The organism is Bradyrhizobium sp. CCGUVB14 (genome assembly GCF_024199935.1).
Lineage (GTDB): Bacteria > Pseudomonadota > Alphaproteobacteria > Rhizobiales > Xanthobacteraceae > Bradyrhizobium.
Map to the genome: position 1 here is coordinate 4,411,812 of NZ_JANADS010000001.1, position 15,940 is coordinate 4,427,751.

A 15,940-nucleotide genomic window follows, 5' to 3' on the forward strand; every position below is an offset into this window, starting at 1 on the left:
GGCCGGCTTTTTGGCGCGTTAGGCGTTGTTAGACGTTGCGAGGCCGGCTTGCCGCCGGCTGCCCACGTTCCGATCTAGGCAAGACCGAAACCGCAAGGCGGGAGATCGAGATGGATGACCAGGCCAAATTGGCGGCGCTGCAGCGCCACTGGGAGGCGTCGGATGCGAACGATTTCGAGGCCGAGCATGACATCTACCGCGACGACGCCGTGCTCGACTATCCGCAGTCCGGCGAGCGCATCCGCGGCCGACGGAACATCCAGCAGAGCCGCTTGGTGCAGCCGAACCAGAAGCGCTTCACGGTGCGGCGGATTATCGGTGGCGGCGATCTCTGGGTGAGCGAATTCGTCCTGACCTATGACGGGGTGCCGTCCTACGTCGTCAGCATCATGGAATTCCGCGACGGATTGGTGGCGCACGAAACGCAATATTTTGGTGACCGGTTCGATCCGTCACCATCGCGCGCGCATCTCGTGGAGGTCGTTGGTTAGGAGCGACGCTCTCGCCTGCACGCGTAACGGCGGCACGCACGGAACCCCGATGCGGCGGCTGGTCGCACGCGTCTCGTCTTGATTCCGGCTCATCCGGCTTTATGTCTGGGGAGAACAAGAATCCGGGCCCCTCTGGCGAGGACGCTGACAATGTCAGCAAAACCTCGCGATGTCGGATGACCTGTCCCGCGCGAATGCGATGGATCGGCCGATCGTCGGGCCTTCTTACGTTCCCTCCGACCAATCGTCCCCATCCGTAGCTCCGCGCGGCCATTTCGCAAGATTGAGGAGCGACGATGTCTGGCGCCAATAATTCCAATCCGATCGAACTCGAGATCACCGAGCCGCGCAGCTTTAGCGAGCAGGCTGCGGTGGCGCTGGTGATCGCCGGCGCACTGGTTGCCGTGGCCGACCGGCGCGTGTCGCCGGTCGAGCGCGACGAGGTGATCCGCTTCATCAGGGAACGCGGATTGGCGCCGCATATCAGCGAGGAGCGCCTGTTTGCGATGTTCGACGAGCTCGCTGAACGGCTCGAAGAGCCTGATTTCGCCAATGTGGTGATCGACACCCTGCGGCCGGTCTCGGACCTGCCGCTGTCGTCCCATCTCATCGAGCTGTCGGAGCGCGTCGCGGCCGCGGACGAGGACGTGCATCCGCACGAGGTGCAGGCGATCAAGCTGTTGCGCCTGCTGACGCTGGTGCTGCCGCGCGCGAAGCCGGTCGGGGCGGCTGCGGTCGGCGCCGCCGCGAAGGCGTGAGCATGAGCGCAGCGTCGGACGAGCAAAAGACGAGGTCCGCGGACGCCACCGGTCAACCGGCCGGTGGCGACCCGCGGCTTGACGCGCTCGTTCATCGGCTGCCGCCGCGCCTTGCCAGCACCGTGGACTATCTCCTGCAACCGTCCAGCCGCTGGGTCCGGATTCCCTCGGGCGCGCTGCTCGTCGTCGGTGGCGTGCTGTCCTTCCTGCCGGTTCTCGGCATCTGGATGCTGCCACTCGGCCTCGCGCTGCTCGCCGAGGACGTACCGGCGCTGCGTGCGTCCCGCTCAAAGGTCTTCGATTGGATCGAGCGCCGCAAACCGCACTGGCTGGATCCGTCAGTTTCGAAAAATGATCAGTCATGATTGAATTCATCACCGCCGAAGCGCTGACCGCGCTGCTCCAGGTCGTCCTGATCGACCTCGTGCTCGCCGGCGACAATGCCGTCGTCATCGGTCTCGCCGCTGCAGGCCTCCCGGCCGATCAGCGCCGCCGTGCCATCGTCGTCGGCATCGTGGCCGCGACCGCGCTGCGCATCGTCTTCGCCGGCGTCGCAACCCAGTTGCTGCAAGTGATCGGCCTGCTGCTCGCCGGCGGTGTGCTGTTGCTGTGGGTGTGCTGGAAGATGTGGCGCGAGCTGCGTGAGCAGGCCGCGCATGCGAACGAGCTTGCCTTCAGCCATGGCGGCGGAGCGACCAGCGCGGCTGCGCCGCGGAAAACGTTCAAGCAGGCTGCCTTGCAGATCGTTGCCGCCGACGTCTCGATGTCGCTCGACAACGTGCTCGCGGTCGCGGGCGCGGCGCGCGAGCACCCCTACATCCTCGTCTTCGGCCTGGTCCTGTCAGTCGCGCTGATGGGCGTCGCGGCCGATCTGCTCGGCCGCGTGCTCCAGAAGCAGCGCTGGATCGCCTATGTCGGCCTTGCCATCATCGTCTACGTCGCCTTCGAGATGATCTATCGCGGCTCGCTCGAGCTCGCGCCTGTCATCGCGAGCCTCTAAGTCCTGCCTTCCTGAAGTCCTGCCTACGTTTTCCTGGAGTGATCGATGTCGTCTGAACCCAAAGCACCTTTGGCTGCGCGTGCGCCGCAGCCGCCGATCGGCCTGTTTCCGCGGCTGATCTTCGGCTCGCGCTGGCTGCAATTGCCGCTCTATGTCGGCCTCATCGTCGCGCAGGCCGTTTACGTGCTGCTGTTCCTGAAAGAGCTCTGGCACCTGGTCGCGCACTCCTTCGACGCCAGCGAGCAGCAGATCATGCTGGTCGTGCTCGGCCTGATCGACGTCGTCATGATCTCGAACCTGCTCGTCATGGTGATCGTCGGCGGTTACGAGACCTTCGTCTCCCGCCTGAACCTGCGCGGCCATCCCGACGAGCCGGAATGGCTGAGCCATGTCAACGCCAGCGTGCTCAAGATCAAGCTCGCGATGGCGATCGTCGGCATCTCCTCGATCTCGCTGCTCAGGACCTTCATCGAGGCCGGCAATCTCGGCACCACGCGCAGCAATTTCACCGAGACCGGCGTGATGTGGCAGGTGCTGATCCACCTGACCTTCATCATCTCGGCGATCGGCATCGCCTGGGTCGACCGCCTCAGCGAAAACGGACATCGCAAGGAGAACGGTCACGCCTAAGCGCGAGCCGCTCGCTCAGGCGCCGACGGCAAAATGAAGCGGTCGCCGTCCGCGCGCCAGCGTCTCGGACGGTGCTTCGCCGAAGGCCTGCTTGTAGCCCCTCGAGAAATCGCCGAGGTGCCAGAAGCCGTTGCCGAGCGCTGCGGCCTTCACCGTCAATCCGTCGCCTCCGGTCATGAGCTGGATGCGAACGGCCCACAGGCGCCTGAGACGCAGATAGTGATGCAGGCTGACGCCGTGCACCGCTTGCGTCGCGACCTGGAGCGTGCGCGCGGACACGCCAAGCGCAGCTGCGAGGTCGTCGCTGTAGAGCGGCTTGCTACCGAACAGTTCGACGACCTCGTCGAGCTGCGCAATCAGCTTGCGGTGCCGGTCGAACGAACCGGGACGGGCGGTGCGGGCCTCGGCCGGCACCAGGACAGCGTCGAGGCCTGCGAGCAGCGTTTCCTGGATCGGACGGTTGAGCGCCTCGAATTGACGCGGCGAACCGCATGCCGAAGCCAGCGAGAACATCTCCAGGAAAATGGCGCGCAAGCGTGCCATCGGATCGTCCTGCGTGCGGACATAGGCGAGGCCGGAGTTGAAATCCGCCCAGCCGCGATGCCGCATGTCCGAGTTGAAGCGCAGCATGACATAGGTGTTGGGTTGCTGCTCCATCGACTCCACCGGCGCCTTGCCGCGCATCACGGCGATGGTCGAACTGTCGACCTCGCCGCCGTTGGTGATGGCGTGAAAGGAAAGGGGCACAACGAGGCCGATGCCGGTGTCCGTCCCGATCTCGGCTTCGTAGCGTCGCGCAAACGCGCGCTGAAGTACGAACAGCCCGTTCTGGAGCGGCAGGATTGCGCGCGACAGCGAGAACTCGCGCGGCCGAAGCGGCGTGCTGGTGCCGAGGCCGAGTACCTCGTTGGCACGAAACTCGCTGAAATCCGAGAAGCGCTCGATTTTCAGGACTCGCGAAGGCTTCAGCCGATTGACCGGCATGTCGATGTCCCAGGGGCCACAGCTGTCGGGGTGGAACCGAAACAATTACCAGACGGCCAACTGCTGTTCATATCCCGGAAACTACTGCCATTTCAGCGGCGATTCCTATTACGCGTGATCGCAGGGGACGCATGCAGATCACGCGATGTGCGGACAGGCCGCATTCTCCCGCCGTTCGCGCTCGCCCAGTTCACGGACGATCTCCTGCAGGAACGACTCCGTGAAAGCGGGCAGGGTGCGCTCGGCGCGGACATAGATGCCGAGATCCGACCACACCGGGCTGCCCGCATTGTCGAGCGGCAGGAACACGAGCTGTGCGTCGCGCGACAGCCGGCCGATGCCGAGCTGGGTCTGGAAGGCGACACCGACGCCGCGCGCGGCGAGCTCGCGCATCAGGTCGATCGAGTTGGCTTGAATCGCCGGCTCCGGCGTCTCGGAGAGCTGCGCGATCAAGGGCTGCAGCAAATGGTAGATCGACAGCTCCGGCAGCGCGTGAATGACGGGGAAGGCGAGACACTGCTCCAGCGTGACCGTCTTGCGGCGCGCCAGCGGATGCTCGCGCGCGACGAGCGCGCCGAGGCGGAACCGCTTCAGCGCGACCTGCCGCAGGTCGGGCGGATGCCTGAGCGCGATGGCGATGCCGATATCGGCCTCACCCCGGCGGAGCGCCTCGAGCACGTCGGATGATCCCATGACTTCTGCGGTGAAGCTGACGCGCCGGGCACGGGTCCGGTGCGAGGCGATCAGATCCGGCAACACCGACTCGGTGAGGGACTCGATGCAGGCGATGCTGACGCTGCCGTGCCAGGCGCCGGACAGGGACTCTACGTCCGAGCGGAAGCGGTCGAGGTCCTGAAGCACGTTCATGACGTGGCGGGCGAGCATCTCGCCGACCGTCGTCAGGGTCAGGCCGCGCGCATTCCGCTCGAACAAGGGTGATCCAACCTCTTGTTCAAGCTTGAGAATTTGGCGACTGACCGCTGATGAGGCGATGTTCAGGAGGCGTGCCGCGGCGCGGATCGAGCCGGTGCGGCGGACGGCATGGAAGTACTGGATGGACGGTGAGTGAAAGCGCATGGGCAGACTATAGCTGTTGCCGAAACGGCAGCAACATGTACGAAATTCTCTGCCTTTTGAGAGCGCCGGTTTCACCCTAATGTCACGTGCTGACGGGCCTGCCGGGCCCGCGCAGCGACGCGCCCGCAACGATGCGGCTGGGGATTTTGGGGTGAACGAGATGATCGCTGGCGAGCTGGAGCACGGGCGCGACACCCGTCTCGTCGACCGCCGCCGCGCCGCCGCCTATGTCGGCGTGACCGCCGGCCGCTTCGAGCAGCTGGTGCGCGACAATGTCGTGCCGCCGCCGGTCATGGTCGACAACAAGCGGCGCTGGCCGATCGCGTTGCTCGATGACGCCAGGGAAGCTGTCGGCAGCAGCATGCCGTCGCAGCCCGCGGAGTGCGCCGATGTCGAGGCGCGCCCCTGCGATCGCGACAATGTGCCGTCTTCGCGTGAGCTGCCCGATCAAGCCTGGTTCGAGCAGCGCGCGAGCTTCGTGCAGCGCGTCCGCCGTTCGCTGCTCTCGGGCAACGAGATCCGGCTGCTGCGCGAGTTCAAGCTGCTCAGGCAGAACCAGATCAGCATGTACGGTTATTACGGCAGCTTCGAAGCGCTGATGGTGCGCGGCTATATCGTCGAGACCGACCGCAAGCCGCCATCGAGCCGTCCGCTGGTGAGCTATCGCCTGACGGCGCAGGGCGAGCAGGTGATCGCGGCGCTGAAGGACGAATAGCAGGTCGCAATGATCGCGCCGCTCAGACGCGCTCGATGATCAAATCGAGCCCGAGGCGCACGAGCATGCGCTGAAAATCCGCAAGATCATAACCCTCGCCCTCTGAAACCAGGGTCCGGAAGGCGCCGGAGCCGGGAGTCGTGTAGGAGCCAACCGCCGCGACGATGTCGTCGGCCGGATCGAGAAACCGCAGGCGCGGCCCGGCCTGCTCGAAATAGCGCAATAGCCAGGGCAGATGCGTGGACGACAACGTCGCCACATCCGTGTCTGGATGGAGCGTGACGAGCTTGGCGCGCACGGCGGCCAGCGTTGTCTCTGGGTCGGTCAGAAACTTGCCGTTCTCGACAAGCTCGACCAGATCCGACGCGCTGACGAGGTCGACGTTGCCTTGCCCGGCGGATTCGCGCGCGACATAGCCGCGGATTTCAGAGCTCGAGATCAATGACGCGACGCCCAGCACGGCGATCCGTTTCGTGACGGAAGTCTCGAGCGCGCGCCGGACGGGTGGAAACACGCCGATGATCGGCGTCGGGCTCCAATCCTTGAGATCGTCGAGGACCATGACCGAAGGCGCATTGGAAGCGATCACGATTGCTGCCGGGCCGAAACTCTCCAGGCGTTCGATCGTCCGTCGCATCACGGCGAGCAGCTCGGTCCGGCCCTTGCCGCCGTAGGGAAGCTGGCGCGATCGGCGAAGTAGAGCACATCCTGACCGGGAAACCGGTCCGCGATCTTGCGCGCGATGGCGTAGCTGCCGATCCCGGCATCGAAGACCGCGATGAGCCGGTTCAGGGTGACATTGTTCACGATGCAGCACGCCGAGCTGATGAAGGACGCGACGTCTCTGCATCAGCCACACGCCGATGTAAACCCACACCAGGCTGCGGATTATTTCACTTTAAAATTTCACAAACCGTCGGATGCTCATCGAGCATCGGTGCGGCATCCTGCGTCGAGACAGCCTGCCACCAAGCGTCCAGCGCGTCGTGATCGCAACCGAGCTTGACGCTCATGCCGCCGGCGAACTTGATCCAGTCGGCGAAGTGGTCTCTGCCGACCGCGATCACCACGGGGATGTCGGCATCGAGCGCGCGCTCGATCAGATAGGACAGGCCCTTGCCGTCGCGCTCGCGCTTGCCAAAGCGGTTGATGATGACGAGGTCGGCGCCATGCGAGAGCGCTTCCGCGATCCGCGTCCCCGCATTTTGCAGCCGTGCCAAATCGAGGCGGCAGCCTTGTGCCGCCGGGTCGAAATCCTGCGCGAGCAGCAACTTTTCGCCGCTGTGAAGCAGGATGGCCGAGAGGCTGGAATCGGCGCATTGGCCGGCCTGCACCATGCCGACGACGCGATGGCCGCGCCTCATCAGATCGGCGGCGAAGCTGCGCAAGACGGCGTCGGGGTCCTGATCGGGCGCGTAAACGAGGGCGGCGAGGTCGCATTGCGCATCGAACATGGTCCGCCTCCGTTTCCATCACAAATGAGGAAGGGGCCGCGGCGGTTCCGCCGCGGCCCCCGGTTTTTGGATCAGGCCGCGGGCGGGCCGTTGATGATCTGGAGCTGGGTGAATTCGGCGAGGCCTTCCTCTGCGAACTCGGTACCGATGCCCGACTGCTTGGCGCCGCCGAACGGGATGTGCGGGGCCATGTCGAGATGCTTGTTGATCCAGACCGTGCCGGACTCGAGCTGCGTTGCCACCTCGTGGGCGCGCTTGATGTCGGACGACCAGACCGAGGCGCCGAGGCCGTAGGTCGTCGCGTTGGCGCGGCGGATCACGTCATCCTTGTCGGAATATTTGATCAGCGGCAGCACCGGTCCGAACTGCTCCTCGTCGACCAGCTTCGAGCCTTCCTTGATGTCGCGCACGATGGTCGGCTCGATGAAATAGCCGGGACGGTCCATCGCGGCGCCGCCGGCGACCACCTTGCCGTTCTTGTGCGCGTCCTCGAGGAACGTCTTCACCTTCTCGTACTGCATCTTGTTCTGCAGCGGCCCGAGCTTGGTGCCCTGCTTGGAACCGTCGTCGACGACCGTGCTCTTGGCGATCGCGACCAGCTCGTCGCAGAGCTCGTCATAGACGGACTCGTGCACATAGAGCCGCTTGATGGCGAGGCAGACCTGGCCGGAGTTCTGGAACGCGCCTTCGAAGATGCCGGGTGCGACCTTCTTCGGGTCGACGTCGTCGAGCACGATGCCGGCGTCGTTGCCGCCGAGCTCGAGCGTGATGCGCTTGAGCGTCTGCGCAGCACTCGCCATCACCTTCTGGCCGGTGGCCGTCGAGCCGGTGAAGGAGATCTTGCGGATGTCGGGATGCTTGGTCATCTCGCCGCCGAGATCGTTGGCGTCGGTAATGAAGTTGAGCACGCCCTTCGGCACCACGTCCTTGATCAGCTCGGCGAAGCGCAGGGAGGAGAGCGGCGTGGTCGGCGCGGGCTTCACGATCAGGGTGTTGCCGGCGATCAGTGCGGAGGGCAGCTTGAAGGCGAGGATCAGGAGGGGATAGTTCCAGGGGATGATGGCGCCGACGACGCCGAGCGGGCGGCGATAGGCTTCCACCTTGCGGTCGCCGGAATTCTCGATGACCTTCATCGGCAGATCGAGCGAGCCGAGATAGCGGAAGAAGGCGGCCATGCCGAGCACTTCGCCGGTGGCATCCGCGAGCGGCTTGCCCTGTTCGGCGGTGAGCAGGCGCGCGAGCTCGCCGGAGTTGGCCTCGATCACGTCGGCCATCTTCATCACGACCTTGCGGCGGTCCTCCATCGAGGTCGCGGACCAGGCCGGGAAGGCAGCCTTCGCGGCGGCAACGGCCGTATCAAGCTGCGACTTCGAGGCGCGAGGACATTGTGCCACCACCTCTTCGGTCGCGGGATTGAGAACCGGCATCGTCATGTCGCCGGGCACCATTTTGCCGTCGATGAGAAGATTGAAGTCACTCATAGGCTTTTCGCTCCCTTGCAGAACGGGCCGTTCGGGCCTCGCTATATCGAACTATATATCACGATCCGGCCGAACGGGCCATGGCGGCCGGTTCGATCAAATCCAGAAAAGCAGGCTGGACGCGGGTGGACATATCGATATATCGTGACGGATATAGCGAACTGCGTTCCGGGACTGGCGATGGAAATCAAGGTGAGGCAGCTCACGACCTGCGAGGTGGCGGCCGACGGCGGCGCGATCTCGCTGGGCTTCGAGGACGTGACGGGGAGTACCGCAGCCGTCAGCGTCTCGCTCAACCAGGTCGGTGCCCTCATCATGACGCTGCCCGGCCTGCTCGAGGCGGCCCTGAAGGCCCGCTACGGCGACCAGAGCCTGCGCTATGCCTATCCGCTGGCATCCTGGGCGATCGAACAGTCGACCGACACGACCCAGCGCATCATCACGCTTCAGACCGAGGACGGCTTCAAGGTCCGCTTCTCGATCCCCAAGGACGAGCAGAGCCTGCTCGGCGAAGCGCTGACGCAGCCGATGCCGGACATGTCGGTGCGGCCGAACTAGGGCTCGCTGACCTGGAAGAGCGGTTGTTCTGCTAGCCTGCTCGTCAGTGCGCGCAGCCTGGGCATGAGAACATCGGTATCGATGCCGCGTGCACGCGCGAGCCGTTCCGCGACAACGGCGGTCACATCGGCCTGGGTGAGACGCTCGAGCAACAAATACGGCTGCTTCGGCTCTATCATGGCTGCGACCGCGTTGAGCGCATTGGCGGCCTGGGCCATGCAGTCGTCGATCCACGGCTGATGCACCTTGTCCGGCGGACGTTGGTTGCCCTCATAGGCCGCGTGAAGGCACTTCTCGCACGCGCCCATCATCATGGCCGCGACCTTCAAGACGGCGCGGCGATCGGTGCCATGGCGCGGCGTGAGCGGCTGGTCGCCACCGTAGGCTTCATCGAGGTGATCAATGATCGCGTCGCTATCGATCAACGTCTCCCCACTGTCGAGCACGAGCGCCGGAATACGGCCAAGCGGATTGCGTGCCCTGACCTCTGCGCGGTCGCCGAAGCCGGACAGTGCGCGCTGCTCAAACGGAACGCCGTAAATATTGAGCGTGATCGCAACGCGTCGCGTAAACGGTGAACGATTGACCCCGATCAGCAGCATTGCGCGATCCCAACCATTGGTTCACGACTTGCGCGAGCGGGCGATGTCGCTCTTCAGCGCTTCCAGATCCTTGTGCACCGCGCGGGCGGCGTCGCGCTCGATCTTGCGGTAGCGCGCAACGAGCTTTTCGCCGAACGGAGTCAGCATTGCGCCGCCGCCGTTCTTGCCGCCGGCCTGCGGCTCGACCGCGGGATGTCCACAGATCCGGTTGATCTCGTCGACGAGATCCCAGGCGCGCTTGTAGGACATGTCCATGGCGCGGCCGGCCCCGGAGATCGAGCCTTGCTCGCGGATCTGCTCCAGAAGCTCGATCTTGCCGGGCCCGATCCGGTCCTCGCCGTCGAGGTCGATGCGAAGGCTCAGCTGGGGAAGGGATTTGGCGCTCGCGCGCGACATGACCGGCTCTCTTGAATGACTCTAAACAGAGAGTGCCACTCTTGCCCACGGTGGACAAGGTGAAGGCGCCGGATTTCCCAGAAGATAGAGCTTTGTCGAGGTCCGGAGAGCACGGGCCTCAGCCCGTGCCCTCGTAGATGGCTGCGCCTTACTCCGCGGGGCTCCCGACCACCGCGCCCTGACTGACGTCCTCGCGGGCGAGGATCACCAGGAGGCCGACGATGACGAGTTCGACAACCGCGAAGGCGATGAAGGCGCCGGTGAACGAGCTCCCGGAGGCGTTGATGATGGCACCCATCATCCAGGGCGCCACGAACGCCGAGAAGATGCCAAACACCTCGGCGTATCCGATCGCGGCCGGCGCCAGCGCGTCGGAGTACTTTTCGCTGAGCAGGGCGAAGATCGCGCCGCCGCCGAGCAGCGCGATGCCGCTGAGCGCCGCAAACAGCACCAGCATCGGAAACGACATCGGAGTAACCACGCTCCACAGGAACATCAGCGCCGTCAGGAAGGCGAGACATGCGGTGAGCTTGATCATGAAAGGCTTGCCGAGCCGATCGGACATGTAGCCGCCAATCACCAGGAACAGCACCTGCGACAGCCCCATGACGGTGCCGATGATTGCGCCGGCCTCCGGGGGCATATGCTGCACGGTGATGAAAGCCGGCACCACCCAGGTGGCGGTACCGGCGATCGCGAAGGTGCAGGCCACGATGCCGAAGCCGCCGACCGCGATCCATTTCGAGCGGAATATCTCGCCGAGCGGCAGGTGCTGCTGCGGTGTTTCGTTGCCCCAGGTGAAACCGTCGAGGCCAAGCTCGCGCGGATTGTTGCGGACGACGAGTGCATCGACGGCCGCGACCAGCAGCGTGCCGATGGCCAGCACGGCGAAGAAAGTTCGCCAACCGGTCGCGATCGTCAGGGGGATGCCGAGCGCGAAATCCATGGTGATGGCGAGGCTGTAGGCGGCGAGGATGATGCCGACCACCGAGCCGCGCCGGCTTTGCGGAAACCAGCCGAAGATCAGCTTCATGTTGCCGATGAAGATGCCGGCGTCAAAGAAGCCGATCACGAGCCGGAGTATCACGAGCTGCGTGTAACTCTGCACGAACACCTGAAGCACCATGCCGATTCCGGTGCCCGCAAGCCCGATCAGCAGCATGTTGCGCGCCGTCATCGACCGGCTGACCGGCGACCACACCACCATGCCGATGCCGTAAGTCAGCGCAAAGATGCCTTGCGCAAGCCCGGCCTCAGCGGGATTGAGCTTGAGGCTCTCGGAGACGAAAGGCAGGACCGCCGCGAAGGCATACCAGTCCGCGGCGAGAAATATCTCGCAGAGGATGGCCAGCGCCAGCATGCCCTTTTGCCACCGGGCTATCCGACGGCGGTCGCTCTCGGAGATGGTCGTCCAAGTCGTTGTCAGCGTGGTCATCATCGGTTCTCGCGGTTTGCGTGGCGGTCGAATCGGCACTGCGTCAGGCAGGCGGCGGCAGGAAATTCACCTCGTGCTCGGCGGCACGTCGCACCACCTCCTGCGGATCGGGGAGATTGTGGATGCGTTCGAACAGCTCCTTGAGCGACCGCGTCGGTGCGACCCAGAACAGGCTGGTGGCGGTTTCGCCCGATTTGTTGAAGATGCCGTGGGGGACGCCCTTGGGCATGCGCACGAGGTCGCCGGCTTTGGCCACAAACTCCTTGCCGTCGAGCCAGAGGTCGTAGCGGCCGCTCAGCACATAGACGAACTCATCCTGGGTCGGATGGATGTGCGGCGGCACGAAGGTGCCGTCCGGAAAAACGGCATGCCAGGCCATCGACGCTTCGGAATGCTGCTTCAGCGTGTAGGTCTGGCCCAGAATGTTCCAGACGACATTGCCAAAGCCTTCCTTGGCAGGGGTTACGCCCGGAGGCATCTCGATCATGGTGCTGTCCTTTGGTGTGTGCGGGATCATTCGGCGAGGAAGTCGGTGACGTGGTGCGCGGAGGACGGCGTTTCCTCGAACACGAGATGTCCGGTCGCGGGCACCAGCACCACGCGTGCGTTGGGGAGTCCTGCTTTCCAGGCCTCTGCCTGGGCGGTCGGACGCAGGCGATCGGCGGCCCCCCACAGCACGAGCGTCGGCATCGCGATCCGATGCAGCCAGTGCGCGAGCTTGGGATTGCCCTGCGGCTCGCTGCGGATCAGCTTGGCAAAGCCAGTGACCTCGCGTCCGAGCCGGGCGTCGAAAGCCGGGTCGGGCGCCTTGGGGAAATAACGGAGTGCCGCGGCCGGATCGTGCGCGAGATAGGCGGGCAATTCTTGCGGCGCGATCTCGAACAATCCCGGTGCAGGCGCGCTTCCGACCACAAGACCGGCGGGTGCAACCAGCACCAGCTTGCGGATCCGATGCGGCTGACGGATCGCGAACTCCGCGGCAAGCCATCCGCCGAGCGAGAACCCGGCGAGGTCGAATTGCTTAAGGCCAAGCTTGTCGAACAGATCCATGTAGTGAAGGACGTGATCCTCGACGGTGTCGATCGTCTCGGCGTCATCGGAGTCGCCGAAGCCCGCGTGATAGGGGATGATGACGGTGTGCCGTTTCGCCCAAACACGCGCCATCTCGAAGCCGGTGAAGGTGCCGGTGCCGTGCAGGAACACGAGTGCCGGGCCGCTCCCGATGCTGTGGACGACGGTGCGCACGCCGTTGATCGTATAGTCCGCGCGCGAGAAGCCGGCGAGATCGGGTGACGGTCTGGGGGTATCAAGCATGGTTGTCTCCGGTTGACGTCGGAAGGGCCGGGGGGTGGTGGGTCATGCGGCAGCCGCCTGACGACCGCTGAGAAGCGAGGCGAATTGCTCGACGGCGTTGGCGATCCGCGCGGCTGTCATTGGTGCCAGCGGCTCGCCTGGCGCGATCTCGCCGCTGCTGGCGTAGATCGCCGTCGAAACGGTGCAGGCTTCGAAGAAGCCGAACAGGGGGCGGAGCTGGTGCTCGACCACCAGCGAGTGGCGCAGGCCGCCGCCGACGGCGGTCAGCAGTACCGGGCGGTTGCGCAGCGCGCTCGGTTCGATCAGGTCGAAGACGTGCTTGAACAATCCGGGATAGGATCCCTGGAACACCGGGCACCCGATCACGAGGCCGTCGGCCTGCTCGATGGCCTCGACGACGGTGCGCGCGCTGTCATCGAGTGCGGTCCGGGTGAAGCCGGCGATGCCGCAACCGGCATCGACGAGATCGAGGACCTCGGTGTTCAGTCCATGCTGCGCCTGAAGGTCGGCGGCGACGGCCTCGACCAGAATGCGCGACTTCGCCGGGCGCCAGCTGTTGCCGCAGAAGCCAACGATGCGGGATGTCCTCACCTCGACGCCCTCGTGTGATCGCCTGCTCAGCCCGTCACCCCGAACACTGTCCATTGCGCGCCAGGGCCGGGGAGGCCGAGCAGCGCGCGGCCGCACTCCTCGACGATCTGGTCGGCCATCAGGATGTGCTGCGTGCCCGAATGAATGTCGCGATAGAACCGCTGCATCGGCGTGTTGTGCAGCGAGGCACCGCGGGCGGCGCGATGTGCGAAGGTCGCGACATCGGACAGAACGTCGTGGACGTGGCGCAGCGACAGCTTGATCATCGTCATCTGGTCCAGCGAGGGAGATTCACCGCCGGCGCAAGTCTCCGAGACGTCTTTCCAGGTTTCGTGGACCAGCGCACGCGCGGCGCGGAAGCGAGCTTCGGCCTGCGCGAACTGAAACTTGAAGCTCGCGCTGTCACGCGACTTGCCGAATGGATCCTGGCGCTGGACGATTACCTTGACGAGCTCGTCGAGCATGCGGCGGCCGACGCCGACGGCCCAGGCGGAATGCGCCCAGGCGCTGTAGCCCGCCAGTCCCAGCGCACCCTGCACACCACCGCGGCGCGGCGCGCCAATGTCGAAATCGTAGGTCATGTGCGTGGGGACGAACAGCTCGTCGCCCTCGCTCAAGGTGTAGTCGAAGCTTCCGGTCGCGCGCAGGCCGAGCACGTCCCAATTGCCCATCAGCTTGATGGTCGCGCGCGGATGGTGTGTGACCACGATCTTGGGCTGGCCGTTGGGGCCGAAGATCATGTCCTTGCCGGAGGCGTCGGTGACGAAGCAGCCGGAATGGACCCACTCGGCGTGCTGAATGCCGCTGCCATACGCCCAGTTGCCGCGGATCATGTAGCCGCCGTCGATCGGCCGGGCGAAGCCGCGCGGCACGCCGTTGCCGGCAATCGTGATGTCGGGCCCGCCCGCGAAGACCTTCTTGATGCCTTCGTCCTCGATGTAGATGGCGAGCGTCGTGCCTTCCATATTGTTGCCGATGACGCACCAGCCGGCCGAGGCGTGTGCGTAAGCAAGCCGCTCGATGACGGTCATGGCTTCGTAAGGCAGAAGCTCGGCGCCGCCGACCTCTTTCGGGAATAGCATGGTGTAGATGCCGGCCTTGCGCAGCGCGGCCACGACATCGTCGGTCAGATAGCCCTGTGCCTCGGCCTCCGCGGCCCTGGATTCGACCAGCGGCAGCAGCGCGTCGAGGCGCGCATGGAACTCAGCCACCGTCGGGGTCGCGGAAGGTTTGACTGCGAGTTGCACGGAAGGGCTCATGATCGGTGTCTCCAGGTCGGTCTGTCAGCCGGTCTGTTGGTGCTTCGCAGCAAGGCTGCCGTGCGCGAAGATCTGGGTCGGACGGGACAGTCGCAGGCAACACTTCGCCTGCACGCGCCAATGTCAGTTGGCGCGCGACGATCGGCTCGCGTTGCTGTCGAGATGTCCCCACCGGAACCGCGCGTCGTGACGCGATCCCGATGGCCAGGATGCTAGAGACGAGGCGGCCAAGCCAGCAATCCCCCATCATGGGGGGATCGGCCATTGTGCTCTGCCGCAAAGCTGGGCCGGGAGAGCAGCGCGTTGCCGCTTCTTTTCGCTTGACCAAAGATCAGGCAAGGCAGAAATTTTAAGCCTATAATAATCGGCAATGACATGCGTGTGTCCGGGGGACGTCGCGTTCGCGAGGAGTGGCGGTGAGAGCCGAGCAGGAGCATTTGGATGGTCTGCCCGAGCGCCAGCTCGCAGATCGGCTGATGTCCATCGCCGAGAGCTGCTCGGTGCGTGCGCTTGGCGTCGCCTGCTGCTCGGCGATCACGGAAATGACGGGGTCGCCGACCGTCGGCCTCTATCTGCTCGACGGGCTCGAGCCGGAACTGGTCTACAGCCAGCACGTCGCGGAAGGCTTGCTCGACAATTACAGGGCCGGCTTTTGGAAGCATGACCCCGTGCTCGACTGCATCATGACCCGAGGCCGCGCGGTCGACGGCGAAACGGTGATCGGTCCACAGCAATGGCGGCACAGTCCGTCCTTCGAGATGCTGCACGAGTGGGGTTTTGCATACAACATGGGCGGCCCATTGTGGTGCGGGCAGAAGATCGTCGGCGTGCTGTTTACCGCGACGACCGACACGGACGCGCCGTACACGATGCGGTCACGGCAGCGCATGGAGATGCTGTGCCGGGCCGGCTCGCTGGCTTTGACCAACATGACGAACGCGGGCGCGATCGACGCCCATCGTGCCGCGACCCGGGTTCGTGAGCCGGCCGCGACGCTTTCGCTCCCGCCAAGGTCTGCGGACGTCGCCATCCGGGTCTGCCGCGGCCAGACCAACAAGGAAATCGCCCGCGAGATGGGAATTTCCGACCAGACGGTGAAGGAGCACGTTGCCAATTTGTGCCGACGCTTCGGCGTGCACAATCGAACCGAGCTCGCGGCCTGCCTGCTGAGCCCGGGCACCCGGCAATAACCTGT

At 64.9% G+C, this 15,940-nt stretch carries 21 protein-coding genes; 8 read left to right on the forward strand and 13 right to left on the reverse strand.

Annotated elements, in window-relative coordinates; genetic code table 11:
• Nucleotides 1–110: 110 nt before the first annotated feature.
• From NLM32_RS20220 to NLM32_RS20240, 5 genes are all read left to right on the forward strand, one after another.
• Nucleotides 111–491 carry a nuclear transport factor 2 family protein gene (locus NLM32_RS20220; RefSeq protein ID WP_254130662.1) on the forward strand — a complete coding sequence of 127 codons (381 nt, stop codon included), beginning with the start codon at nt 111–113 and terminating at the stop codon, nt 489–491.
• Between the two features lie 296 nt (nt 492–787).
• On the forward strand, nt 788–1,249 hold the full coding sequence (locus tag NLM32_RS20225) for a tellurite resistance TerB family protein (protein ID WP_254130663.1): 462 nt from the start codon (nt 788–790) through the stop codon (nt 1,247–1,249).
• Nucleotides 1,250–1,251: 2 nt separating this feature from the next.
• The gene (locus NLM32_RS20230; protein WP_254130664.1) at nt 1,252–1,614 is read left to right on the forward strand and encodes a hypothetical protein; all 363 of its coding nucleotides are present in this window, start codon (nt 1,252–1,254) and stop codon (nt 1,612–1,614) included.
• The gene (locus NLM32_RS20235) at nt 1,611–2,249 is read left to right on the forward strand and encodes a TerC family protein (RefSeq protein ID WP_254130665.1); all 639 of its coding nucleotides are present in this window, start codon (nt 1,611–1,613) and stop codon (nt 2,247–2,249) included. Before NLM32_RS20230 ends, NLM32_RS20235 begins: the two co-directional genes overlap by 4 nt.
• A 45-nt stretch (nt 2,250–2,294) precedes the next feature.
• Complete coding sequence (locus NLM32_RS20240) at nt 2,295–2,879, forward strand: TIGR00645 family protein (RefSeq protein WP_254130666.1); 585 nt, start codon at nt 2,295–2,297, stop codon at nt 2,877–2,879.
• 15 nt (nt 2,880–2,894) lie between these two features.
• Here NLM32_RS20240 and NLM32_RS20245 read toward each other — a convergent pair whose 3' ends face one another.
• Both NLM32_RS20245 and NLM32_RS20250 read right to left on the reverse strand, forming a co-directional pair.
• Complete coding sequence (locus NLM32_RS20245; RefSeq protein ID WP_254130667.1) at nt 2,895–3,863, reverse strand: helix-turn-helix domain-containing protein; 969 nt, start codon at nt 3,861–3,863, stop codon at nt 2,895–2,897.
• 138 nt (nt 3,864–4,001) lie between these two features.
• The gene (locus NLM32_RS20250) at nt 4,002–4,940 is read right to left on the reverse strand and encodes a LysR family transcriptional regulator (protein WP_254130668.1); all 939 of its coding nucleotides are present in this window, start codon (nt 4,938–4,940) and stop codon (nt 4,002–4,004) included.
• Between the two features lie 160 nt (nt 4,941–5,100).
• On the opposite strand from NLM32_RS20250, the gene NLM32_RS20255 reads away from it, so the two are divergent.
• Complete coding sequence (locus NLM32_RS20255; protein WP_254135370.1) at nt 5,101–5,655, forward strand: hypothetical protein; 555 nt, start codon at nt 5,101–5,103, stop codon at nt 5,653–5,655.
• Between the two features lie 22 nt (nt 5,656–5,677).
• Here the strand turns inward: NLM32_RS20255 and NLM32_RS20260 are convergent, their stop codons facing one another.
• From NLM32_RS20260 to NLM32_RS20275, 4 genes are all read right to left on the reverse strand, one after another.
• Nucleotides 5,678–6,292 carry a glutamate racemase gene (locus NLM32_RS20260; protein WP_375143647.1) on the reverse strand — a complete coding sequence of 205 codons (615 nt, stop codon included), beginning with the start codon at nt 6,290–6,292 and terminating at the stop codon, nt 5,678–5,680.
• Nucleotides 6,292–6,462, reverse strand: coding sequence for a hypothetical protein (locus tag NLM32_RS20265; protein ID WP_254130670.1), 171 nt, complete (start codon nt 6,460–6,462; stop codon nt 6,292–6,294). The genes NLM32_RS20260 and NLM32_RS20265 overlap by 1 nt, the downstream gene beginning before the upstream one ends.
• Before the next feature lie 86 nt (nt 6,463–6,548).
• A complete protein-coding gene (locus NLM32_RS20270; RefSeq protein ID WP_254130671.1) occupies nt 6,549–7,109 on the reverse strand; it encodes a DUF2478 domain-containing protein in 561 nt (186 codons plus the stop codon).
• A 71-nt stretch (nt 7,110–7,180) separates the two neighbouring features.
• A complete protein-coding gene (locus NLM32_RS20275; protein ID WP_254130672.1) occupies nt 7,181–8,590 on the reverse strand; it encodes an aldehyde dehydrogenase family protein in 1,410 nt (469 codons plus the stop codon).
• 180 nt (nt 8,591–8,770) lie between these two features.
• Between NLM32_RS20275 and NLM32_RS20280 the strand changes: the two genes are divergently transcribed.
• The gene (locus NLM32_RS20280; RefSeq protein ID WP_254130673.1) at nt 8,771–9,148 is read left to right on the forward strand and encodes a hypothetical protein; all 378 of its coding nucleotides are present in this window, start codon (nt 8,771–8,773) and stop codon (nt 9,146–9,148) included.
• Here the strand turns inward: NLM32_RS20280 and NLM32_RS20285 are convergent.
• The 7 genes from NLM32_RS20285 to NLM32_RS20315 form a co-directional block, all read right to left on the reverse strand.
• Nucleotides 9,145–9,750: a glutathione S-transferase family protein gene (locus NLM32_RS20285; protein WP_254130674.1), complete on the reverse strand. Its 606-nt coding sequence runs from the start codon at nt 9,748–9,750 to the stop codon at nt 9,145–9,147. The genes NLM32_RS20280 and NLM32_RS20285 overlap by 4 nt on opposite strands.
• A gap of 21 nt (nt 9,751–9,771) precedes the next feature.
• Nucleotides 9,772–10,146 carry a winged helix-turn-helix domain-containing protein gene (locus tag NLM32_RS20290; RefSeq protein ID WP_148771320.1) on the reverse strand — a complete coding sequence of 125 codons (375 nt, stop codon included), beginning with the start codon at nt 10,144–10,146 and terminating at the stop codon, nt 9,772–9,774.
• Nucleotides 10,147–10,294: 148 nt separating this feature from the next.
• The gene (locus NLM32_RS20295) at nt 10,295–11,584 is read right to left on the reverse strand and encodes a nitrate/nitrite transporter (protein WP_254130675.1); all 1,290 of its coding nucleotides are present in this window, start codon (nt 11,582–11,584) and stop codon (nt 10,295–10,297) included.
• A 40-nt stretch (nt 11,585–11,624) separates the two neighbouring features.
• On the reverse strand, nt 11,625–12,068 hold the full coding sequence (locus NLM32_RS20300) for a cupin domain-containing protein (protein WP_254130676.1): 444 nt from the start codon (nt 12,066–12,068) through the stop codon (nt 11,625–11,627).
• A gap of 26 nt (nt 12,069–12,094) precedes the next feature.
• Nucleotides 12,095–12,895 (reverse strand): alpha/beta fold hydrolase, encoded by an 801-nt coding sequence (locus NLM32_RS20305; protein ID WP_254130677.1) that lies wholly within the window; start codon nt 12,893–12,895, stop codon nt 12,095–12,097.
• A gap of 42 nt (nt 12,896–12,937) precedes the next feature.
• Entirely contained in the window at nt 12,938–13,486 is a 549-nt protein-coding gene (locus NLM32_RS20310; protein ID WP_254130678.1) for an NAD(P)H-dependent oxidoreductase, read from the reverse strand.
• Nucleotides 13,487–13,512: 26 nt separating this feature from the next.
• Nucleotides 13,513–14,745 carry an acyl-CoA dehydrogenase family protein gene (locus NLM32_RS20315; protein ID WP_254130679.1) on the reverse strand — a complete coding sequence of 411 codons (1,233 nt, stop codon included), beginning with the start codon at nt 14,743–14,745 and terminating at the stop codon, nt 13,513–13,515.
• A gap of 416 nt (nt 14,746–15,161) precedes the next feature.
• Here NLM32_RS20315 and NLM32_RS46120 point away from each other — a divergent pair, with 416 nt between their 5' ends.
• Complete coding sequence (locus NLM32_RS46120) at nt 15,162–15,935, forward strand: response regulator transcription factor (protein ID WP_254130680.1); 774 nt, start codon at nt 15,162–15,164, stop codon at nt 15,933–15,935.
• Nucleotides 15,936–15,940: the final 5 nt, after the last annotated feature.

What these genes read in the sequence shown, in the direction of transcription:
- NLM32_RS20280 (WP_254130673.1), top strand. Translation starts at nt 8,771, where the DNA reads ATGGAAATCAAGGTGAGGCAGCTCACGACCTGCGAGGTGGCGGCCGAC.
- NLM32_RS20225 (WP_254130663.1), top strand. Translation starts at nt 788, where the DNA reads ATGTCTGGCGCCAATAATTCCAATCCGATCGAACTCGAGATCACCGAG.
- NLM32_RS20220 (WP_254130662.1), top strand. Translation starts at nt 111, where the DNA reads ATGGATGACCAGGCCAAATTGGCGGCGCTGCAGCGCCACTGGGAGGCG.
- NLM32_RS20300 (WP_254130676.1), bottom strand. Translation starts at nt 12,068, where the DNA reads ATGATCGAGATGCCTCCGGGCGTAACCCCTGCCAAGGAAGGCTTTGGC.
- NLM32_RS20255 (WP_254135370.1), top strand. Translation starts at nt 5,101, where the DNA reads ATGATCGCTGGCGAGCTGGAGCACGGGCGCGACACCCGTCTCGTCGAC.
- NLM32_RS20240 (WP_254130666.1), top strand. Translation starts at nt 2,295, where the DNA reads ATGTCGTCTGAACCCAAAGCACCTTTGGCTGCGCGTGCGCCGCAGCCG.
- NLM32_RS20275 (WP_254130672.1), bottom strand. Translation starts at nt 8,590, where the DNA reads ATGAGTGACTTCAATCTTCTCATCGACGGCAAAATGGTGCCCGGCGAC.
- NLM32_RS20305 (WP_254130677.1), bottom strand. Translation starts at nt 12,895, where the DNA reads ATGCTTGATACCCCCAGACCGTCACCCGATCTCGCCGGCTTCTCGCGC.
- NLM32_RS20270 (WP_254130671.1), bottom strand. Translation starts at nt 7,109, where the DNA reads ATGTTCGATGCGCAATGCGACCTCGCCGCCCTCGTTTACGCGCCCGAT.
- NLM32_RS20250 (WP_254130668.1), bottom strand. Translation starts at nt 4,940, where the DNA reads ATGCGCTTTCACTCACCGTCCATCCAGTACTTCCATGCCGTCCGCCGC.
- NLM32_RS20295 (WP_254130675.1), bottom strand. Translation starts at nt 11,584, where the DNA reads ATGATGACCACGCTGACAACGACTTGGACGACCATCTCCGAGAGCGAC.
- NLM32_RS20230 (WP_254130664.1), top strand. Translation starts at nt 1,252, where the DNA reads ATGAGCGCAGCGTCGGACGAGCAAAAGACGAGGTCCGCGGACGCCACC.
- NLM32_RS20290 (WP_148771320.1), bottom strand. Translation starts at nt 10,146, where the DNA reads ATGTCGCGCGCGAGCGCCAAATCCCTTCCCCAGCTGAGCCTTCGCATC.
- NLM32_RS20260 (WP_375143647.1), bottom strand. Translation starts at nt 6,292, where the DNA reads ATGCGACGGACGATCGAACGCCTGGAGAGTTTCGGCCCGGCAGCAATC.
- NLM32_RS20285 (WP_254130674.1), bottom strand. Translation starts at nt 9,750, where the DNA reads ATGCTGCTGATCGGGGTCAATCGTTCACCGTTTACGCGACGCGTTGCG.
- NLM32_RS20235 (WP_254130665.1), top strand. Translation starts at nt 1,611, where the DNA reads ATGATTGAATTCATCACCGCCGAAGCGCTGACCGCGCTGCTCCAGGTC.
- NLM32_RS20315 (WP_254130679.1), bottom strand. Translation starts at nt 14,745, where the DNA reads ATGAGCCCTTCCGTGCAACTCGCAGTCAAACCTTCCGCGACCCCGACG.
- NLM32_RS20245 (WP_254130667.1), bottom strand. Translation starts at nt 3,863, where the DNA reads ATGCCGGTCAATCGGCTGAAGCCTTCGCGAGTCCTGAAAATCGAGCGC.